An 18,245-nucleotide genomic window follows, 5' to 3' on the forward strand; every position below is an offset into this window, starting at 1 on the left:
CGCGCTTATCCCCTTAACAAAGCAGGGTCCGTTAACCCTCGCCAGCCGCGGCTGCGGCGGGCTGCGCGGGTGCAGCACCGTCTTGGCCACGTGCCAGCAACGCTTTGGCGGTGATCGGTGCGTCCTTGATCACTTCGTCCTCTTCGGAAAGCTTGGGCACCGACCGGCCGCCGACCGTGATCGCCAGGGCATAGGGACGCCCCGTCCACACTTGCGGCCCTTCGGCATCGCTGGGCACCGTGAAGCTGTCGCCGGCATCCATCTGCGCTTCGTAGAGACGTTCTCCGTTGGCATCGTAGAACTTGACCCAGGTCCCGTCCATTTCGCTGGTGAAGACGACCGGCCCCGATGCAGCGGGCGCTGCCGCCTGGCGCGGCGCAGCATCATTCTCTTGTGCGGCGGATGCTGTGCGGTCTTCGGGCGCCTCGAGGGGTGCCGGGCCGAGGCCCGGAGCGAAATAACTGCTGTAGAAGGCGTATATCCCGCCAATCAGCAGGATCCCCGCGAACAGCGCGAACCACGCCAGCCCGCGGCCCGGCACCCGTGCCGGATCGCCCGGCTCGAACTTGTCTGGCGAAGCGGTGCGTTCTTCGTCTTCGGCGAGTTCCATGCGCGCCTGATCGACGATCTCGCGTTCGTCGAGCCCGACGAGCCGCGCATAGGTGCGCGAAAAACCCACGGCGTAGGTGCGCGCGGGCAAGTCCGACAGCGCACCATTTTCGATGGTGAGCAGGTGGCGCTGCGGAATCCGGGTCTCCGCGGCCACCTGTGTCAGATCGAGCCCCCGCTCTTCGCGCGCGGCCTTGAGCCGTGCGCCGACACCGGTGTGCGTAACCACTTTCTCTTCAAGGTATTCTTCGTCGCTCATGCGATCCCCGATAATGCGAACCTGCGGTTTACCCGCATGTTGTCTTGACGCAGGCAAAGCGAAGCGCGGGCAGCCCTGTCAAGCACGCATCATAGCACAGATGCGCACGACCGACGAAAAGAGCCGCTTTCGCGGTGAAATCATTCAACCTCGATATCCCGTTCACCGGCCCATTGCTGCAAGGCGCCGCGCATATCCGGCGGCGGGGCGGCAAGCCAGCGGCTCATCTGCGCAGTAAGCTCGCCCAGATCGACCTTGCGCACCAGTTCCTTGATCGGACCGACCGCGGCCGGAGTGATCGAAAGCCGGCGATAGCCGATACCCAGCAGCGCCAGCGCTTCGAGCCGACGTCCGCCCATCTCGCCGCACACGCCAAGCTGGACATCGTGGCCGACGAAGGATCGCGACACCCGGGCAAGAAAGCGCAGGATCGCCGGACTCAGCCAGTCGTAACGCTCCGCCAGCTTGGGATTGGCGCGATCCGCCGCAAAGAGGAACTGGGTCAGGTCGTTGGTGCCCACCGACACGAAGGACAGCTTCGGCAGCAGCACGTCGAGCATATCGGCGAGCGCCGGCACCTCGAGCATGCAGCCATAGCGAATCGTTTCGGGGACCTGCCTGCGCCTGTCGCGCTGGAACGCGAGCTGGTCTTCGAACACTTTCTTGCCCGCATCGAATTCCCACGGTTCGCTGACCATCGGGAACATCACCGACAGCGACCGCCCCGCCGCAGCTTCGAGCAGCGCGCGGGCCTGAGCCTTGAGCAGGCCCTCGCGCTCGAGCGACAGGCGCAGCGCGCGCCAGCCCATCGCGGGGTTCTCGTCGCGTTCGGCCACCGCCGTGTCGAGATAGGGGACCGCCTTATCGCCGCCGATATCAACGGTGCGGAAGATCACCGGCTTGTCTCCCGCCGCGTCGAGCACGTCGCGGTAGAGCCGCATCTGGCGGTCGCGCTGCGGCAGCGTGGAGGACACCAGGAACTGGAACTCGGTCCGGAACAGGCCGACCCCGTCGGCCCCGCTCATCGCGAGCGCGCTCATGTCGTCGCGCAGCCCCGCATTCATCATCACCGTGATCCGGGTTCCATCGCGCGTGAAGGGTTCGACATCGCGCAGTTCGGCATAGGCGGCCTGCTTCTCGCGCGAGCGGGCGAAGCGCGTTTCGAACGCCTCGAGCACCTGCTGGTTTGGCCTGAGCGTGACCGTGCCGTGATCGGCATCGAGGATCACCTCGTCGCCTTCGGCCACGCGGGTGCGCAGTCCCGATACGCGGCCGAGCACGGGCACCCCCATCGCACGCGCCACGATCACGACATGCGCGGTGAGCGAACCTTCCTCCAGCACCACGCCCTTGAGCCGGCGCCGGTCATATTCGAGCAGTTCCGCCGGCCCCAGATTGCGTGCGAACAGCACCGTGTCGCGCCGCAGACCCTGCGTCGCCGCCGTGCCCAGCTGTCCCGAGACGATCCGCAGCAACCGGTTCGACAGATCCTCGAGATCGTGCATGCGATCGGCCAGCAGCGGATCGTCGATCTCGCGCATGCGCATCCGCGTACGCTGCTGTACCCGTTCGATCGCCGCCTCGGCTGTCAGCCCGCTGTCGATCGCCTCGTTGATGCGCCGGCTCCAACCCTCGTCATAGGCGAACATCTTGTAGGTCTCGAGCACCTCGACATGTTCGCCGCCCTTGCCGAATTCGGGCTCGCGCGCCAGCGCATCGATCTGGTCGCGCATCTTGTCGAAGGCGCGGTACACACGCTGGCGTTCCGCCTCGACATCCTCCGCCACGACCTGGTCGATCTCGATCCGCGGCTGGTGAAAAACCGCCTGCCCCGCCGCGAGTCCTTTGACCAGCGGCAGTCCTTCGAGGATGTCGTTTTCGACATGCGATATCTCGAGGTCGATCACGCTTTCGCCGTCGACCAGTTCCTTGTGTGCGATCAGTTCCGACAGCACCATTGCGGTGGTCTGCAGAGCTTCGATCTCGACATCTTCATAGCGCCGCGGATCGACATGCTGGACGCACAGGACACCGACCGCCCGTTCGCGGTAGACGATCGGGACACCCGCGAAGGAGTGGAACTGTTCCTCGCCCGTTTCGGGGCGGTAGGCGAAATCGGGATGCGCCTTGGCCTCGGCCAGATTGAGCGTCTCGATATTGTTCGCGATCGTGCCGGTGAGCCCCTCGCCCACGGCCAGCCGCGTCACATGCACTGCTTCGGGATTGAGTCCCTGCGTCGCATAAAGCTCCAGCGCACCTTCGCGCAGCAGGTAGATCGAGCAGACCTCGCTCGACAGGCTTTCGGCGATGATCTCGACCACCCGGTCGAGCTTGTACTGCGCATGCGTGCGCCCGGCCATCACCTCGTGCAGGCGGGTAAGGATCTGGCGGGCGGAGGCTGCAGCTGTCATGGCTGCAGCCTATAGCAAATTGATGGGAGGGCGGAAGCGGGATGCCAATCCCCGCTTCCCGAAAGATCCGATCAGCTCGACGCGATCTCTTCCTTGATCCGCAGCTTCTGCTTCTTGATCTGGCGGATCATCGCAATGTCAGGCGCAGGCCGGATTTCTTCTTCGTGCAGGCGAGCCTCGAGCCCGGCGTGCTTGGCTTTGAGCGCGTCGACATGGGATGAGTGCATCGAATTGTCTCCTAGACGGTTGTGCGACCTCTGGAGCGACTCGTGCGCTTGCGCGGCACGCGCCGCAGGGGAGTATCAAACCACAGGATTGCCGATTTACAAAACGCAGAGTTGGGGCCATGCGGCGAAACGGTCGCGAAGGGCGATCATCCGGGAAAGGTTCGCGTGAACGAACAGGAACTGCGCAAACGGCTGGCCCTGCTCCGCAGCGAGCACCGCGATCTCGACGTCGCGATTGCGGCGCTGATCCAGACCGGCGCGCAGAGCGGCTTCGTCGACCAGCTGCAAATGGCCCGCCTTAAAAAGCGCAAACTGGCTCTGAGGGACCGCATCGCGGCGATCGAGGACGTGCTGATCCCCGATATAATCGCCTGATCACAACGACTTCGCCGCAAGGCGTCCCATCGCAGGACTGCCATGGTAAACGCAGTGGCGAGCCCCCCGGCCGGGGCGTAGAGTGCATCCATGCCCACACGCGACATCAACTGCGAAATTATCGAAGAACTGTATTCGCAAGCGCTCGTGCTTGCCGATGACGCGCGCACCGTGTTCGATCTGCGGCGGACCGACACCGCGGTCCAGCCCGACGATCTGACGCGCGTCGCGCTGTCGATCGAGGGCCTGCGCACGACCACGCGGTTGATGCATGTGCTTGCCTGGCTGCTCAACCAGCGGGCCTATCGCTCGGGCGAACTGTCTGCAGGCCAGCTGGCCCGCAGCGGGCGGCTGCCCGACGAGCCCCAAGCAGATGCGGACAATCTCGCGCTGCTAGAGCCCGCCACGCGGGCGCTGATCGAAGAGGGCGAGGCGCTGCATGCACGCGTTGCCCGACTCGACCGCGAATGGCGCGCAAACGCCGGCGAGCCGCCGGTGGAAGAACTGCGCGGCCGCATCACCGCGGCCTTCGCGCGCGGCTGATCAGGCCGCGGCCAGCGCCTTGGAATAGCGCCCCAGCCGCGCTTCGCGCACATCCTTCGCCATTTTGGCAGCAAAGCACCGCGTGCCGCCGCGCATCGCCGGCGCCGCGTCATCGAGCGTGGCGAACAATCCGCAGCCGACCGCTGCAAGGATCGCCGCGCCAAGCGCCGTGGTCTCGACGAAATCGGGCCGTTCGACGGGCAGGTCGAGGATATTCGCCAGGTCCTGTGCCATCCAGTCGTTAACGCTCATGCCGCCATCGATGTTGAGCCGGCACCAGGGCGCCCCATCGGCCGCAAAGGCGCTTGCCAGATCATGCGTCTGGTGCGCCATCGCCTCGAGCGCCGCGCGCGCGATCTGCGCCCTCCCGCTGGCGAAGCTGAGCCCCGAAATCACGCCGCGCGCATCGGGCTTCCAGTGCGGAGCGCCCAGCCCGGCCAGAGCGGGCACGATCACTACCTCGCCGCTATCCTCGATCGAACGGGCCAGCTCCTCTGTTTCCGCAGCGCTGCCGATCAGCCCGAGCTGGTCGCGCAGGTACTGGACCAAACTGCCCGCGACGAAACACGACCCCTCGATCGCATAGGTCCTTATGCCATTCTGCTGGTAGAGCACGGTACCCAGCAGGCGGTGGTCCGACCGCGGAATCGCCTGCCCCATATTGGTCAGTACGAAAGCGCCGGTGCCGTAGGTAGCCTTGGTTTCGCCGAAACCGAGGCAGCCTTGCCCGATCGTGGCCGCTTGCTGATCGCCCGCCAGGCCGCAGATGGGTATCGCCCTGCCGAGCCATTCGGGCTCGCTCGTCGCCAATGATCCGTGCGTATCGACGACCTCGGGCAGCGCTGCACGCGGCACGCCGAACAGTTCACACAAATCCTCGTCGAACTGCGCCCCGTCGAGCGCCAGCAACTGCGTCCGGCTGGCATTGCTCGCATCGCTCAGATGCGCGCCGCCCGACAGTTTGTAGACCAGCCAGCTTTCCACCGTGCCGAAGGCGAGCGCCCCGTTCTGCGCCGCGGCCTGGACGGTTTCGTCATGGTCGAGCATCCAGCGCATCTTGGTGCCCGAAAAATAGGGGTCGAGCAGCAGGCCGGTGCGCTGCTGCACGGCAGCTTCATGGCCATAGTCTTTCATGTCGGCGCAGAACTGCGCGGTCCGGCGGTCCTGCCACACGATGGCGCGGGCCAGTGGCTCGCCCGTATGGCGGTCCCACGCGACGACCGTTTCGCGCTGGTTGGTGATTCCGATCGCTGCGATCGCACCGGCCGCCTCGCCAGTGACTTGCCGCGCGCAGGCAAGCGTCTTGGTCCATATCTCGGACGCATCGTGTTCGACCCATGCGGGGCGCGGATAATGCTGGGTCAGTTCCTCCTGGGCGACCGCTTCCATCGTCCCGTCGGGTGCGAAAATCATCGCGCGGGTGGAGGTGGTCCCCGCGTCGAGGACGAGAATGCGATCGGCCATGCTCTCTCCCTTGCGAATGGCGGGTGGTGACATGGCGCAAGCAAACCCCCATATGCAAGGCCATGGCAGGACCTCCTCCCAAACCATGGCCCACCGGGCAGGCGATGCAGCTCGAACCGCTGGTGCGCCGCGTGCTCGCCCCCAACCCCTCGCCCTACACCTACACCGGGACGCAGTCCTACATCGTCGGTATCGGCGATGGCTGCGCGGTGATCGATCCCGGCCCGGACGAGAAGGACCACCTGCTCGCGCTCGATGCCGCGATCGGCGAGGAACACGTCTGCGCGATCATGTGCACGCATACCCACCGCGACCATTCGCCCGCAGCGAAGACGCTCGCCGCGCGCACGGGCGCGCCGATCGTCGGCTGCGCCCCGCTGGTGCTCGACGATAGCGGCCCGCGCGCCGATGCCTCGTTCGACCGCACCTATGAACCCGACAGGGTCATGGAAGATGGCGAACAGATGACCGGCCCCGGCTGGACGCTGACCGCGGTCGCCACGCCCGGACACGTGTCGAACCACCTCTGCTTCGCGCTAGAGGAAAGCGGCGCGCTGTTCACCGGCGACCATATCATGGGCTGGTCGACCAGCGTCGTGATCCCGCCCGATGGCGACATGGGCGATTACATGAAGAGCCTCGACAAGCTCTACGCGCGCGAGGACCGGGTGTTCTACCCCGCGCATGGCGAGGCGGTCGAAAAGCCGCGCCAGCTGGTGCGTGGGATGATTGGCCACCGCCGCCAGCGCGAGAACCAGATCGTCCGGCTGCTGGGCGAGGGGCCGCATGAAGCGAGCGACTTCGTGCCCAAGATGTACAAGGGGCTCGACCCCAAGCTGCACAAGGCCGCCGAGATGTCGGTAACCGCGCATCTGATCGATCTGGAACAGCGCGGCCTCGTCGCCCGTTCGGGCAATACATGGCAGACGATCTGAAACGAAGCGAGCGCACGGTCGCACCTGAAGTCCAGCAGGACCGCCCGCTGGCGCGTGTCCAGGCGGTGCCGTGGCTGATCGTCATCGTTCTGCTCGCGGCAGTTGCCTGGCTCGGCTGGCGCGCGTTTTTCTTCCAAGAAGAAGGCGACCCGGTGGGCAGCGCGATGCTGGCGTTCGAGAAGCAGAATTCGCTGACCGTCTTTTCCAGCCGCTTCGAGGTCGTTGCCGAGAGCGTCGATCGGCGCGGCGTGCTCAACATCGACCTACTCGAAAGCCGGCAGGCGGCGATCATTCCCGCGACGGTCGAATACCGTCTCGACCTGTCGAGCATGGACCGCGACCGGTTCGCGTGGGACGCGGGAAGCGAGACTCTTTCGGTGGTGCTGCCGGCGCTGCGCATCTCGCGGCCCAATCTCGACGAAGCGGCGCAGACAACCTTCACCGAAGGCACCTATGTCACTCGTGATGCCAGCACAGACCTCGCGCGCAACAATTCGCAGCAAGCGGAGCGTAAGGCTGCCGCCTTCGCCAAGAACCCCGAAGTCCTCGCGCTGGCACGGCAGGCGGCAAAGGATGCGGTACGGCAGAACCTCGCCATTCCGTTACAGATTGCCGGCTATGGCGATGTGACGGTCGCAGTGCGGTTCGACGGGGAAGCCCCTCCCGGAAATTGACGCTCCCCGAACCGCCGGGTAGCTTCCTCCAAAAATAGCCAGGTCGCGTTTTTGGAGGAGATACGGGATCATGGCGACCATTCACCCGCCGCATGTCGCAGCGCCGCGCGAACAGACGCGGTTTTTCTTTGTCATGGCTTTGGTCATGACGCTGGTGATCGTGGGCGGCTTCACCCTCCAGCTGGCGATGGGCCGGTCCAGTTTCGCAGTCCCTGCCGCCTATCACCTGCATGCCGCGGTCTTCATGGGCTGGATCGGGATCTATCTGATGCAGCACGTCACCGCGCTGCGCGGGCAATGGGCATTGCATGCCGGTTTTGGCCGGATCGCCTATCTCTGGATCCCGCTGATGCTGGTCTTCGGCAGCGTGCTGATGGTGGTGGTCGCGCGGCGCACCGGCGGGCCGTTCTTTTTCCACGTAAGCGAGTTCCTATGGAGCAACATGATGCTGCTGTGGTGCTTCGGCGGCCTCGCCTTCTGGGCGCTGCGCCGGCGGCGCTACACCGGTTGGCACAGGCGATTGATGCTGTGCGCCATGGCGATCCTGACTGGACCCGGTCTCGGCCGGATCCTGCCCCTGCCGCTGATGATCCCGCATGCATGGACGATCACCACGCTGGCTACGATGGTGTTTCCCGTAATCGGCATGATCGCCGACAAGCGCGCGACGGGACGCGTGCACCCTGCCTATCTGTGGGGCCTCGGCATCTACGCCGTCGTGTTCGTCCTGTCGCTGGTGCTGGCCCGTTCGGAGACGGGGATGGCGATTACCCGCAGCGTGATCGCGGACACGCCGGGCGAACTGCGTCCGATGGAGGCGTTTCTGCCACCCGGCTTCACAATGTAGGAACGCCCTCGCCTTCCGGGCCGTTCGGTCTATAAACGCCCCAAACGTAGCAGACGGGACCCCACATGACCGCACAGACCGACCTGCCGACCGGCCAGGACCTGCTCGCCGAGATCAATCGCCTCCGCAAGGAGAAGAACGCGATCATTCTCGCGCATTACTACCAGACTGCCGATATCCAGGACCTTGCCGATTTCGTTGGCGACAGTCTGGAACTGAGCAAGAAGGCCGCCGAAACCGATGCCGATGTCATCGTCTTCTGCGGCGTGAAGTTCATGGCCGATACGGCCAAGATCCTCAGCCCCGAAAAGATCGTGGTGCTGCCCGACATGGACGCGGGCTGCAGCCTCGAGGACAGCTGCCCGCCGGACAAGTTCAGGGCGTTCCGCGAAGCGCATCCCGACCATATCGCGCTGACCTACATCAATTGCTCGACCGAGGTGAAGGCGCTCAGCGACGTGATCGTCACCAGCTCCAGCGCGGAAACGATCATCAGCCAGATCCCCGAGGACCAGAAGATCATCTTCGGCCCCGACCGGCATCTGGGCGGCTATATGAGCCGCAAGTTCAACCGCGAGATGCTGCTGTGGCCGGGCGTGTGCATCGTGCACGAGGCGTTCAGCGAGACCGAGCTTCTGAAGCTCAAGGCGCAGCATCCCGACGCCCCGGTCGCCGCGCACCCCGAATGCCCGCCGACCATCGTCGATCATGCCGATTATGTCGGTTCGACCAGCGGCATATTGCAGTTCGCGGAGACCTTCGAAGGCGACACGCTGATCGTGGCGACCGAGCCTCACATCATGCACCAGATGGAAAAGGCGCTGCCCAACAAGACCTTCATCGGCGCGCCCGGTGCGGACGGCAACTGCAGCTGCAACATCTGTCCGTACATGGCGCTCAACACGATGGAAAAGCTCTACGCCTGCCTGCGTGATCTCGAACCGCGGATCGAGATCGAGGAAGGGTTGCGCCTCAAGGCCAAGCAGAGCCTCGACCGCATGCTCGAAATGGCCAGCGGCACGATCGGCCAAGGCGATCTGGGCAAGGTCTGAACACACCACAGGGAGAGAATTGATGGTCGCACGCCTGGCGCTGGCCGCCGCGCTCGTTTTCGCCGCCGCTCCGATTGCGGCGCAGGAGAGCGGTGCGGAGGATCCGTATATCTGGCTCGAGGAAATCCAGGGCGAGCGCGCGCTGGCCAAGGTTGACCAGTGGAATGCCGATACCGAGGCGGTGCTGACCGCGCAGGCGGAATATCCCCTGGCAAAGGCCTGGGCCAGGCAGATCCTCGACGATACGCGGCAGATCGCCATGCCCGATGCGATCATGGGCGATCAGGTCACGAACCTGTGGCGCGATGCGGACAATCCGCGCGGGCTGTGGCGCACCGCGACGCTCGACAGCTATCTGGCGGGCTCACCCGAATGGCGCACACTCATCGATGTCGACCAGTTGGGTGAGGACGAGGGCCAGAGCTGGGTCTGGCACGGCGCCAATTGCCTTGCGCCCGAATACACCCGCTGCCTTGTCTCGCTCAGCCCGGGCGGCACCGATGCCGACGTGGTCCGCGAGTTCGACATCGCGACCGGCGCTTTTGTCGAAGGCGGGTTCACGCTTCCCGAAGCCAAGTCCAATGTCGCCTGGTATGACGAGAACAAGCTGTTCGTCGGCACCGACGAAGGCGCCGGAACGTTGACCGATTCGGGCTATCCGCGCCTTGTGAAGCTATGGGAGCGCGGAACCGATTTTGCGCAAGCCCGGCTGATTGCCGAGGGCGAACAGACCGATATCAGCATGAGCGGCTTCTCGGTGCTCGATGGTGAAACGCGGTGGCGGTTCGTCCGCCGGGGCCCCGATTTCTGGACGGGCGAATACAGCCTCGTCGCCGAAGACGGATCGCTGATCGCCCTGCCGCTGCCTCGGGACGCGGGCTTCGAGGCCGTGCTCGACGGCCATGTGATTGCCAAGATGAACTCGCCGCAGGTATCGAGCGCCGGGTGGAGCGCGCCGATGGGCGCGTTGGTCGCCTGGTCGCTTGCGGATATCGCAGCCGGCCGCAGCGTTGCGCCGACCGTGATTTTCAGACCGAGCGAAACGCAGGCGGTCGAAGATGTCGCGGCCTCGGAAACCAAGCTGTGGGTCAAGGTGCTGGACGATGTGTCCGGCAAACTGATTGAGCTGACGCCGGGCGCCGAGGGCTGGGCCCAGCGTACCATGGACATGCCTGCCAACAGCACGATCCAGATCGCCGAGACCAGCGGCAAGGGCGACACCGCCTTCGTCACGGTCGAGAGCATGCTGACCCCGCCCACGCTCTATGCCGTGCCGAGCAAGGGCGAGCCCGTCGCGATCGCCAGCGAGCCGGCACAGTTCGATGCGAGCAAGTTCAGCGTCGAGCAGAAGTTCGCCACGTCGAAAGACGGTACCAAGGTGCCCTACTACCTCGTCCGTCCCGCAGGCGCCGAAGGGCCGCTGCCCACGCTGATCCACGCCTATGGCGGCTTCCGCGCGGCGCAGACGCCCAAATACCTTACCGCCGAACCCTATCGCAGCGGTCCGCTGGGTCTGTTCTGGGTCGAAAGCGGGAATGCTTATGTCCTCGCCAATATCCGCGGCGGCGGCGAATACGGGCCGCGCTGGCACGAAGACGCGCTGCGCGAGAAGCGCCAGAACAGCTTCGACGATTTCCATGCGGTGGCCGACGATCTCGTCGCCAACCGGTTGGCCAGTCCGGGCCGCATCGCCGCTTCGGGCCGCTCGAACGGCGGCGTGCTGGTCGGCGCGGTCGCGAACCAGCGCCCCGATCTCTACGGCGCGATCATCAGCGGCAGCCCGCTGATCGACATGAAGCGCTACAACAAGCTGCTCGCGGGCGCATCGTGGATGGCCGAATACGGCAATCCCGACGTACCATCGGACTGGGCCTTCATGCGCGAATGGTCGCCCTACCAGAACATGCGCGATACGCCGGACGTCCCCGCTGCGTTCTACTATCTTTCGACGCTCGACGACCGCGTGCACCCCGGCCATGCGCGCAAGGCGGCGGCCAAGCACGAAGCCTGGGGCCAGACCTTCTATTATCACGAGTACCGCGAGGGCGGCCATTCGGTCGGATCGGACCATGAAGAAGACGCGAAGCGCGCCGCATTGCTGCTCGCCTATCTCAATCGCGAGATCGGGACGGGCGCGCAGTAAGGCACGCATTCCGGGCTGGCGCGTTACTGTCCCTGTCCTTTAGTATAGGGGCGTCGGCTATGAGAAGGAACGGCATTTGGCCGCCAAGGGCCCGCTTCGCGGCATCTCGCAATATGTGATCCACCGGCTGGTGGCCAATTACTGGTCGCTGCCGCTGATCGCCGTGTTCGCAGCCCCGCTGCTGGGTGCGGCGGTCCTGTGGGCGGACCGCGCCTTTGCCGGGGGTTGGCTGTTCGAGCGCGGAGTCACCCTGCTCGTCGCCGGCGATGCGGCGCAGGACCTCGCCATTGCTATTGTCGGGGTGAACGCGGCGCTGCTTACGCTCTACTGGTCGGTCACACTGATCGTGTTGACGCTGGCCACGGCCAATCTGGGCGTACGGCTGGTCGATCGCTGGCTCGACAAGGTGCTTACCCGCGTCTCGGTTGCCGGGCTGACCTTCTGCCTCGTCTTCTCGATCGTGGTGCTGTCGCGGATCGATCCCGAAGCAAGCCTTGCCGAATTGCCGCATTTCGCGCTGGCGGTGCTGTTCGCGCTCGAACTGGTCAACATCGCCATGCTGGGCGTGGCAATCCACGATCTGGGGCGTACGATGTTCGTCGACCGCTCGATCGCGCATCTTGGTACCGAAGCGTCGAGCATTGCCATCCCGGTCGTGGCGGCAGAACCTTTCGCGGGCGAATGGCGTTTCGCCCTGCCCGCCCCGCGCGAAGGCTATGTCGAGGGAATGGACCTCGAGCGGTTGCGCAAGCGCCTGGCCACGCACGAAGGGCAGGTCCGCTTCTGCGCGGCCCCGGGCCAGCATGTCCTGAAGGGCGAACCGCTGGTCCAGTTCGAATACGAACCCCGCAAGACCAAACCCGTCCTGCGCACCGTGGCAATCGGCGATTTTCGTTCCAGCGTTCAGTCGACGGTCTATCAGGTCCGGCTGCTGGTCGAAGTGGCCAGCCGCGCCCTCTCGCCCGGAATCAACGATTTCTACACCGCGCTGGCCTGCGCGGACCAGCTCGCCGCCGCGATGGCGGGCCATGCGCAAACCTGGGTCGATGATGGGCTGGTCGCAGTGTACGAACACGATTCCCGGTTCGAACTGCCGGGGCAGGATTTCCGCGGGCTGTTCGAAGGCCCCCTCAAGGCGTTTCGCCAGGCCGCCGCCGATTATCCTTCGGTCTCGATACGGATCATCGAAAATCTCGCGCGGTTGAGAACGCTGCTGGCCGGACAGGACTGCCCGGGCGCGCTGCTGCAGTTCTTCCAGACATGCGCAGCGGAAATGCATGCCCATGCCCGCGCCAATGCCGAACACGATTCCGACCGGGCGGACATCGATCGTGCTTTCGACAAGTGCCTGCTTGCGGTAGCCGGCGAAGCATGATCGCACGGCTGCGCAAATTCTGGCACGACATCAATGCCAGCTACTGGTTCCTGCCGGCGCTCTTTTCGATCGTCTGCGTGGCACTGGCGCTTGGTACGATCTGGCTCGACCGCAGCGGATGGGCCGATTTCCTCAACGACGTGGATTGGCTCGAACCGGCGCGCCCCGACGGGGCCAGCAACATCCTGACGGTCATCGCCGGGTCAATGATCGGGGTCGCATCGACCGTGTTCTCGATCACCATCGCCGCAGTCGCCTATGCCAGCGGCAATTACGGCCCGCGCCTGCTGACCAATTTCATGGAAGACCGCGGCAACCAGTTCAGCCTGGCGACCTTCATCGGCACATTTGTCTACGCCATCACCGTGCTGCGCAGCGTGCGGGCGGAAGACGAGGTGGCGACCAATCTGGAAGACGCCGCCGCAACCGCGCTGCCGGGCTTCGTCCCGCAGCTGTCGCTGCTGGTCGCCTTCGGCCTGATGGCGCTTTCGGTCGCGGTACTCGTCTATTTCCTCAACCACATTCCTGCCTCGATCCGCATCAACACGGTCCTGAAGGACATCGGCGCGCGCCTGCTGACCGATATCGAGGCGCGGTTTCCCGATCCCAACACCGGCCAGCGCGCCGGGACGGCGCCCGACGGCAGCCCGATAACCGCGCGCGAAACGGGATACGTACAAGCGATTTCCTTCTCGCGGCTCGAACGGATCGCGCAACGCGAGAACGGCAAGCTCAAGCTGGCCGTCCGCACGGGGGACTTCGTCCACCCCAAGGTCGTGATCGCCTATTGGGCGGACATGGATGTGGTCGAGGATTGCCCCGACGCGGATGTCCGCGAATGCTTCACGCTGGGCAGCATGCGTACGCCGAGCCAGGACATGCAGTTCCTGATCGACGAATTGGTGGAAATCGGCTTGCGCGCGCTCTCGCCCGGGATCAACGATCCCTTCACTGCCGTTACCGCGGTCCACTGGCTCGGCGCGGCGACGGCCGAACTGGGACGGCGGGACCTCACGCGCAGCTATGCCAGCAATGGCGAAGAGCCGCGCGTGGTCCTGCTCGAGGACGATTTCGAACATTTCGTCAGCCGCGGTTTCGGCGCGATGCGCGGCGGGCTGGCCAACAACCGGATCGCCGCCCAGGTCGCGTTCGAGGCGATGGTCGATGCGGCGTCCACGCTCGATGACGAAACGCGGCGCGAAACCCTCGCCCGCGAAGGCAACCTGCTGATGCTGCAGGCGCGCGAGCATCTGGTCGGCCCCGAGCTCGACATGGTGGAGGCACGCTATCAGCGCTTCCTCCAGGATATCGAGCGCTAGCGCATGCGCGGCTTGCGCTTCACCCTCGCCAGCACCAGCGCCGTACCGACAAGCACCATGCCGACCACATCGAGCGGCACCAGCGTTTCGCCGAAAACGAGCCAGCCGACGAGGGCAGCCAGCGCGGGCTGGGTCAGCAAGGCCATGCCGATGATCAGCGGCGGAAAATGACCCAGCGCGAAGACCAGCAGGCCCTGCCCGACGATCTGGCTGCTCAGCGCTAGGATCAGCACGGGGCCCCAACCCGCCGTGCCCGGCCACACCGGCTCACCTGCCACGAGCGCAATTCCGAGCAGTATCGGTGCCGCGGCGAGGCTGACCAAGAGCAGGACCGTCCACTGCCCCAGCTGCGCCCGCGCGCGCTGGGCCGGGAGCAGGTAGAAAGCGTAGAACACGCCCGCAAGCAGGCAGAACAAATCGCCCGCGAAGCTGGTCGGCGAGATCTCGAGGCTGCGGCCCAACAGTATGCCGGCCCCAGCCAATGCGGCAAACACACCGATGCCTTCCTGGCCCGTCGGCGCCCGCCGCGCCGCGATCAGGCCCCAGATCATCAGGATCACGCTGCCCGAATTGCCGAACAGCGTCGCGTTGGCGAGCCGGGTCTGCTCGATCCCGACATGCCAGCTGGCAAGATCGACTGCGAAGAACGCGCCTGCCAGCAGGCAGAGCAGCGCCAGGCCGCGATCGAGCGCCAGCGGTGAACGCCCCCGCCACGCCAGCAGGGCGAGCAGCGGGATCGGCAGCAGCAGGCGCCAGAATCCGGCCGACACCGGCCCGGTGTCGGCCAGCCGCACGAGCCAGGGCCCCAGCGCCAGCGCGACATTGCCGGCGATCAGCGCCGCGAAGTGCCATGCGCTCGCCTGATAGCCATTCTTGTCGCGGGGAGCGGTTGCGCTGGTCATTGGCCGCCCCTAGCTCTTTGATCCAAACGCGTCAGCAAGAAGGATTGCCCTGCATGCACGAAAGCCTATTCCAGCCGCTCACCATGGGTGCCCTCGAAACCCCGAACCGGATTTTCATGGCACCGCTCACGCGGGGGCGTTCGACCCAGCCGGGATCGGTGCCCAACGAGATGATGGCGACATATTACCGGCAGCGGGCAAGTGCCGGGCTGATCATCTCCGAAGCCACGGGGATCAGCGTCGAAGGACTGGGCTGGCCCGCCGCCCCCGGTATCTGGAGCGATGAACAGGTCGAGGGCTGGAAGCAGGTGACCCAGGCGGTCCACGATGAAGGCGGGCTGATCGTGCTGCAGATGTGGCACATGGGCCGGCTGGTGCATCCCGATTTCCTCGGCGGCAATCCGCCGGTTTCCGCCAGCGCGACGACCGCGCCGGGCCACGCGCACACATTCGAAGGCCGCAAGGACTATGAACAGGCAAGAGCGGCCACCGTCGAGGACATCGCGCGCATCGTCGAGGATTACCGCAAGGCGGCCGAGAATGCGAAGAAGGCCGGCTTCGACGGGGTCCAGCTTCACGCCGCCAATGGCTATCTGATCGACCAGTTCCTGCGCGACAGCACCAATCTGCGCGAAGACGAATATGGCGGCAGCGCCGAAAACCGCACCCGGATCCTGCGCGAAGTGCTGACCGCGCTGATCGATGTGTGGGGCAAGGACCGGGTCGGCGTCCGGCTGTCGCCCAATGGCGAAACGCAGGGCTGCGACGATAGCGATCCGGCAACCACCTTCGGCGCGGCCGCCAAGGTCGTCGAGGAACTCGGCGTGGCCTTTCTCGAACTGCGCGAGCCCGGACCCGACGGCACTTTCGGCAGCACCGACGTGCCCAAGCAGAGCCCGCTGATCCGCAAGATCTACTCGGGCACCCTCGTTCTCAACAGCGACTATTCGGCCGCAGAGGCGGTGGCCGACATCGATGCGGGCCGCGCCGATGCGATCAGCTGGGGCCGCGATTTCATTGCCAATCCCGACCTGCCCGAGCGCTTCAAGCTGGGGGCGGACATCGCCCCCAATGTGGATGTCCCGCGCAGCTGGTATGGTAAGGGTCCACACGGATACATCGATTACCCTAAACTAACCGATGAGGATCAAGCTGCAGTGGGCTGATTTGCCCTTGGCGATAGTCTGGAGGTTCAATGCGATCGTGGATCCTGATCCCGGCAGAGAATGACAAGGCTATCGCTGCGGCCGCCGGATCGGGTGCGGGTGCCATCGTCATCGACCTCGCCCGTCCGCTGGCGCCCGGCTTGCAGGCTGCGGCCCGGATGGCGGCGAGCGCATGGCTGCGCGCGCATCGCGAACAGGTGGTCGCCGAACGCCGGTTTGAACGGTGGGCGCGCATTCCGGGGCTCGATACGGCGGATTGGCGCGAGGCGCTCGGCGCCGCGATGGAAGGGTCCCCGCATGGCATCGTGCTCGCCAATTGCCGCGGTGCCGAGGACATCCGCCAGCTGGCCTCGGTGCTCTACGAAATGGAAGACCGGCTGGGGCTGGCCGCCAACATCACGCGGATAATCCCCCAGCTCGGATCGCGTCCGGTCGATGCGCTGGCGATCGGCCGTCTGGCGGACGATCTGCACCCGCGCGTGTCCGGGCTGACATGGGATGCGATCGGCCTCGCCCGGGCGATCGGCGCGCGGCGCCTGCGCGGCCCCGGCGGACGCTGGAGCGACCCGCTGGCCCATGTCCGGGCGCAGGTGGTCCTGATCGCGCATGCCCGCGGCATCGATGCGATCGAACATCCCTTCCGCGACGCGCAGGACGCCGATACCGGCCGCCGGGTGGCGGAAACAGCGCGGGCCGACGGCTTCACCGGCATGGTCGCGGTCCATCCCGCGCAGGTTCCCTGGATCAATTCCGCCTTCGCTCCGCTGGAAAGCGAGCTATCCGAAGCCTTCAGGATCGTTGCCGCCTTCCGCGCCGATCCCGATGCGCCGTTCCTGGTGGTGGGAGACCGCCGGGTCGAACGGTCCGAGTTGCAACGCGCGAGGCGGTTGCTCGGCGAAGACTAGCCCTCGGGGCTATCCTGCCCTGCATCGTCGGGCTGCGCCGGCACATCGTCCGCATTGTCATTCCGTTCGGCCACGGCAGGCGCGCTCGGAGCTTGATCCGCCGCGCCCGCGGCCTGCGAAGCGGCAGGCGCATCGGCCACCGGAGGCGATTGCGAACGCAGCCGGTCGAGCGGGATCATGTCGTCGCTGATCGTCCCGCCGAGCACCTCGCCCTTGGCGGCGCGGTCGGCCTCGTCGGCGTTTTCCTCGAGCGGGGCCTCGTCCTGACAGGCCGACAGGGCGAGCGGGCCAGCGACGAGCAGGACCATCGAACGAAATCTCATGGCAGCGCGGAGCCCTTCCCTTCGAGCGCTTCGAGGAAATCACCGAAGCGCCGGTGCAATGCCTCATCGAATGCCGCAGGCGCAAGCGCGATTCCCAAACGCTCGAGACTGGTTACGCCGAAATCCTCGATGCCGCAGGGCACGATGCCGCCGAAATGGGCAAGATCGGGGGCCAGGTTTACCGAGAAGCCGTGCATCGTCACCCAGCGCCGCACGCGCACGCCGATGGCTCCGATCTTCGCCTCGCGCCCATCGATATCGCGCGTCCAGATGCCGATCCGGCCTTCGCTGCGCCAGCTGTCGACGCCGATGTCCGCCAGCGTGGCGATCACCCAGCCTTCGAGCGAATGGACGAAACAGCGCACGTCGCGGCCGCGTTGTTTCAGGTCGAGCATGACATATCCGATACGCTGGCCCGGACCGTGATAGGTGTACCGTCCCCCGCGCCCCGCCTCGACGACATCGAACCGCGGATCGAGCAGTTCGGCGCCATCGGCACTGGTCCCGGCCGTATAGACCGGGGGATGTTCGAGCAGCCAGACCAGTTCGCCCGCTACGCCTTCGGCGACCGCATGATTGCGCGCAGTCATGCTGTCGAGCGCGGCGCGGTAGTCGATCCGGCCCGGCTCGGCGCGCCATTCGACGGTTTCGGGTGAAGCAGTGGACATAGGCGATTGCGTGGCGACTGGCGGAACGCTTATCAAGGGGCAAACGGG

Annotated in this window: 18 protein-coding genes; 11 read left to right on the forward strand and 7 right to left on the reverse strand. The window is 65.6% G+C overall.

Going from position 1 to position 18,245, the window contains the following annotated elements; genetic code table 11:
* Positions 1-31: 31 nt before the first annotated feature.
* From WKH79_RS08075 to WKH79_RS08085, 3 genes are all read right to left on the reverse strand, one after another.
* On the reverse strand, positions 32-868 hold the full coding sequence (locus WKH79_RS08075; protein WP_341858550.1) for a RodZ domain-containing protein: 837 nt from the start codon (positions 866-868) through the stop codon (positions 32-34).
* 140 nt (positions 869-1,008) lie between these two features.
* Complete coding sequence (gene ptsP, locus WKH79_RS08080) at positions 1,009-3,279, reverse strand: phosphoenolpyruvate--protein phosphotransferase (protein ID WP_050600875.1); 2,271 nt, start codon at positions 3,277-3,279, stop codon at positions 1,009-1,011.
* A 71-nt stretch (positions 3,280-3,350) separates the two neighbouring features.
* Positions 3,351-3,506 (reverse strand): YdcH family protein, encoded by a 156-nt coding sequence (locus WKH79_RS08085; protein WP_082835760.1) that lies wholly within the window; start codon positions 3,504-3,506, stop codon positions 3,351-3,353.
* A gap of 165 nt (positions 3,507-3,671) precedes the next feature.
* Here WKH79_RS08085 and WKH79_RS08090 point away from each other — a divergent pair, with 165 nt between their 5' ends.
* Positions 3,672-3,881 carry a DUF465 domain-containing protein gene (locus tag WKH79_RS08090; RefSeq protein WP_050601010.1) on the forward strand — a complete coding sequence of 70 codons (210 nt, stop codon included), beginning with the start codon at positions 3,672-3,674 and terminating at the stop codon, positions 3,879-3,881.
* 90 nt (positions 3,882-3,971) lie between these two features.
* On the forward strand, positions 3,972-4,424 hold the full coding sequence (locus tag WKH79_RS08095) for a DUF1465 family protein (protein ID WP_341858551.1): 453 nt from the start codon (positions 3,972-3,974) through the stop codon (positions 4,422-4,424).
* Here WKH79_RS08095 and WKH79_RS08100 read toward each other — a convergent pair whose 3' ends face one another.
* Positions 4,425-5,888 (reverse strand): glycerol kinase, encoded by a 1,464-nt coding sequence (locus WKH79_RS08100; protein ID WP_341858552.1) that lies wholly within the window; start codon positions 5,886-5,888, stop codon positions 4,425-4,427.
* A 62-nt stretch (positions 5,889-5,950) separates the two neighbouring features.
* Here WKH79_RS08100 and WKH79_RS08105 point away from each other — a divergent pair, with 62 nt between their 5' ends.
* The 7 genes from WKH79_RS08105 to WKH79_RS08135 all read left to right on the forward strand — a co-directional run bounded on the left by WKH79_RS08105 (position 5,951) and on the right by WKH79_RS08135 (position 14,233).
* Positions 5,951-6,823 carry an MBL fold metallo-hydrolase gene (locus WKH79_RS08105; RefSeq protein WP_341858553.1) on the forward strand — a complete coding sequence of 291 codons (873 nt, stop codon included), beginning with the start codon at positions 5,951-5,953 and terminating at the stop codon, positions 6,821-6,823.
* Complete coding sequence (locus tag WKH79_RS08110) at positions 6,808-7,497, forward strand: DUF4230 domain-containing protein (RefSeq protein WP_063510516.1); 690 nt, start codon at positions 6,808-6,810, stop codon at positions 7,495-7,497. Before WKH79_RS08105 ends, WKH79_RS08110 begins: the two co-directional genes overlap by 16 nt.
* A 70-nt stretch (positions 7,498-7,567) precedes the next feature.
* Positions 7,568-8,344: a hypothetical protein gene (locus WKH79_RS08115; protein WP_341858554.1), complete on the forward strand. Its 777-nt coding sequence runs from the start codon at positions 7,568-7,570 to the stop codon at positions 8,342-8,344.
* A 65-nt stretch (positions 8,345-8,409) separates the two neighbouring features.
* A complete protein-coding gene (gene nadA, locus WKH79_RS08120) occupies positions 8,410-9,396 on the forward strand; it encodes a quinolinate synthase NadA (RefSeq protein WP_341858555.1) in 987 nt (328 codons plus the stop codon).
* A 22-nt stretch (positions 9,397-9,418) separates the two neighbouring features.
* Positions 9,419-11,539 (forward strand): prolyl oligopeptidase family serine peptidase, encoded by a 2,121-nt coding sequence (locus WKH79_RS08125; RefSeq protein WP_341858556.1) that lies wholly within the window; start codon positions 9,419-9,421, stop codon positions 11,537-11,539.
* 76 nt (positions 11,540-11,615) lie between these two features.
* A complete protein-coding gene (locus tag WKH79_RS08130) occupies positions 11,616-12,914 on the forward strand; it encodes a DUF2254 family protein (protein ID WP_341858557.1) in 1,299 nt (432 codons plus the stop codon).
* Entirely contained in the window at positions 12,911-14,233 is a 1,323-nt protein-coding gene (locus tag WKH79_RS08135; protein ID WP_050600883.1) for a DUF2254 domain-containing protein, read from the forward strand. Before WKH79_RS08130 ends, WKH79_RS08135 begins: the two co-directional genes overlap by 4 nt.
* On the opposite strand, the gene WKH79_RS08140 is transcribed toward WKH79_RS08135, so the two are convergent.
* Positions 14,230-15,135 carry a DMT family transporter gene (locus WKH79_RS08140; protein WP_160765929.1) on the reverse strand — a complete coding sequence of 302 codons (906 nt, stop codon included), beginning with the start codon at positions 15,133-15,135 and terminating at the stop codon, positions 14,230-14,232. The genes WKH79_RS08135 and WKH79_RS08140 overlap by 4 nt on opposite strands.
* A 53-nt stretch (positions 15,136-15,188) precedes the next feature.
* Between WKH79_RS08140 and WKH79_RS08145 the strand changes: the two genes are divergently transcribed.
* Together WKH79_RS08145 and WKH79_RS08150 are read left to right on the forward strand one after the other, a co-directional pair.
* Positions 15,189-16,301: an alkene reductase gene (locus WKH79_RS08145; RefSeq protein ID WP_050600885.1), complete on the forward strand. Its 1,113-nt coding sequence runs from the start codon at positions 15,189-15,191 to the stop codon at positions 16,299-16,301.
* 29 nt (positions 16,302-16,330) lie between these two features.
* The gene (locus tag WKH79_RS08150) at positions 16,331-17,206 is read left to right on the forward strand and encodes an aldolase/citrate lyase family protein (protein ID WP_050600886.1); all 876 of its coding nucleotides are present in this window, start codon (positions 16,331-16,333) and stop codon (positions 17,204-17,206) included.
* On the opposite strand, the gene WKH79_RS08155 is transcribed toward WKH79_RS08150, so the two are convergent.
* Together WKH79_RS08155 and lipB are read right to left on the reverse strand one after the other, a co-directional pair.
* Entirely contained in the window at positions 17,203-17,529 is a 327-nt protein-coding gene (locus WKH79_RS08155; RefSeq protein WP_341858558.1) for a hypothetical protein, read from the reverse strand. The two genes, WKH79_RS08150 and WKH79_RS08155, sit on opposite strands and share 4 nt — an antisense overlap.
* Entirely contained in the window at positions 17,526-18,197 is a 672-nt protein-coding gene (gene lipB, locus WKH79_RS08160) for a lipoyl(octanoyl) transferase LipB (protein WP_341858559.1), read from the reverse strand. Before lipB ends, WKH79_RS08155 begins: the two co-directional genes overlap by 4 nt.
* Between the last annotated feature and the right edge of the window lie 48 nt (positions 18,198-18,245).

Source organism: Qipengyuania sp. GPGPB31 (assembly GCF_038396345.1).
Lineage (GTDB): Bacteria > Pseudomonadota > Alphaproteobacteria > Sphingomonadales > Sphingomonadaceae > Qipengyuania > Qipengyuania citrea.

Bases quoted from the DNA above. Each gene is read 5' to 3' on its own strand.
- WKH79_RS08115 (WP_341858554.1), top strand. From the start codon at position 7,568: ATGGCGACCATTCACCCGCCGCATGTCGCAGCGCCGCGCGAACAGACG.
- ptsP (WP_050600875.1), bottom strand. From the start codon at position 3,279: ATGACAGCTGCAGCCTCCGCCCGCCAGATCCTTACCCGCCTGCACGAG.
- WKH79_RS08100 (WP_341858552.1), bottom strand. From the start codon at position 5,888: ATGGCCGATCGCATTCTCGTCCTCGACGCGGGGACCACCTCCACCCGC.
- WKH79_RS08140 (WP_160765929.1), bottom strand. From the start codon at position 15,135: ATGACCAGCGCAACCGCTCCCCGCGACAAGAATGGCTATCAGGCGAGC.
- nadA (WP_341858555.1), top strand. From the start codon at position 8,410: ATGACCGCACAGACCGACCTGCCGACCGGCCAGGACCTGCTCGCCGAG.
- WKH79_RS08095 (WP_341858551.1), top strand. From the start codon at position 3,972: ATGCCCACACGCGACATCAACTGCGAAATTATCGAAGAACTGTATTCG.
- lipB (WP_341858559.1), bottom strand. From the start codon at position 18,197: ATGTCCACTGCTTCACCCGAAACCGTCGAATGGCGCGCCGAGCCGGGC.
- WKH79_RS08125 (WP_341858556.1), top strand. From the start codon at position 9,419: ATGGTCGCACGCCTGGCGCTGGCCGCCGCGCTCGTTTTCGCCGCCGCT.
- WKH79_RS08105 (WP_341858553.1), top strand. From the start codon at position 5,951: ATGGCAGGACCTCCTCCCAAACCATGGCCCACCGGGCAGGCGATGCAG.
- WKH79_RS08150 (WP_050600886.1), top strand. From the start codon at position 16,331: ATGCGATCGTGGATCCTGATCCCGGCAGAGAATGACAAGGCTATCGCT.
- WKH79_RS08135 (WP_050600883.1), top strand. From the start codon at position 12,911: ATGATCGCACGGCTGCGCAAATTCTGGCACGACATCAATGCCAGCTAC.
- WKH79_RS08085 (WP_082835760.1), bottom strand. From the start codon at position 3,506: ATGCACTCATCCCATGTCGACGCGCTCAAAGCCAAGCACGCCGGGCTC.
- WKH79_RS08075 (WP_341858550.1), bottom strand. From the start codon at position 868: ATGAGCGACGAAGAATACCTTGAAGAGAAAGTGGTTACGCACACCGGT.
- WKH79_RS08155 (WP_341858558.1), bottom strand. From the start codon at position 17,529: ATGAGATTTCGTTCGATGGTCCTGCTCGTCGCTGGCCCGCTCGCCCTG.
- WKH79_RS08145 (WP_050600885.1), top strand. From the start codon at position 15,189: ATGCACGAAAGCCTATTCCAGCCGCTCACCATGGGTGCCCTCGAAACC.
- WKH79_RS08110 (WP_063510516.1), top strand. From the start codon at position 6,808: ATGGCAGACGATCTGAAACGAAGCGAGCGCACGGTCGCACCTGAAGTC.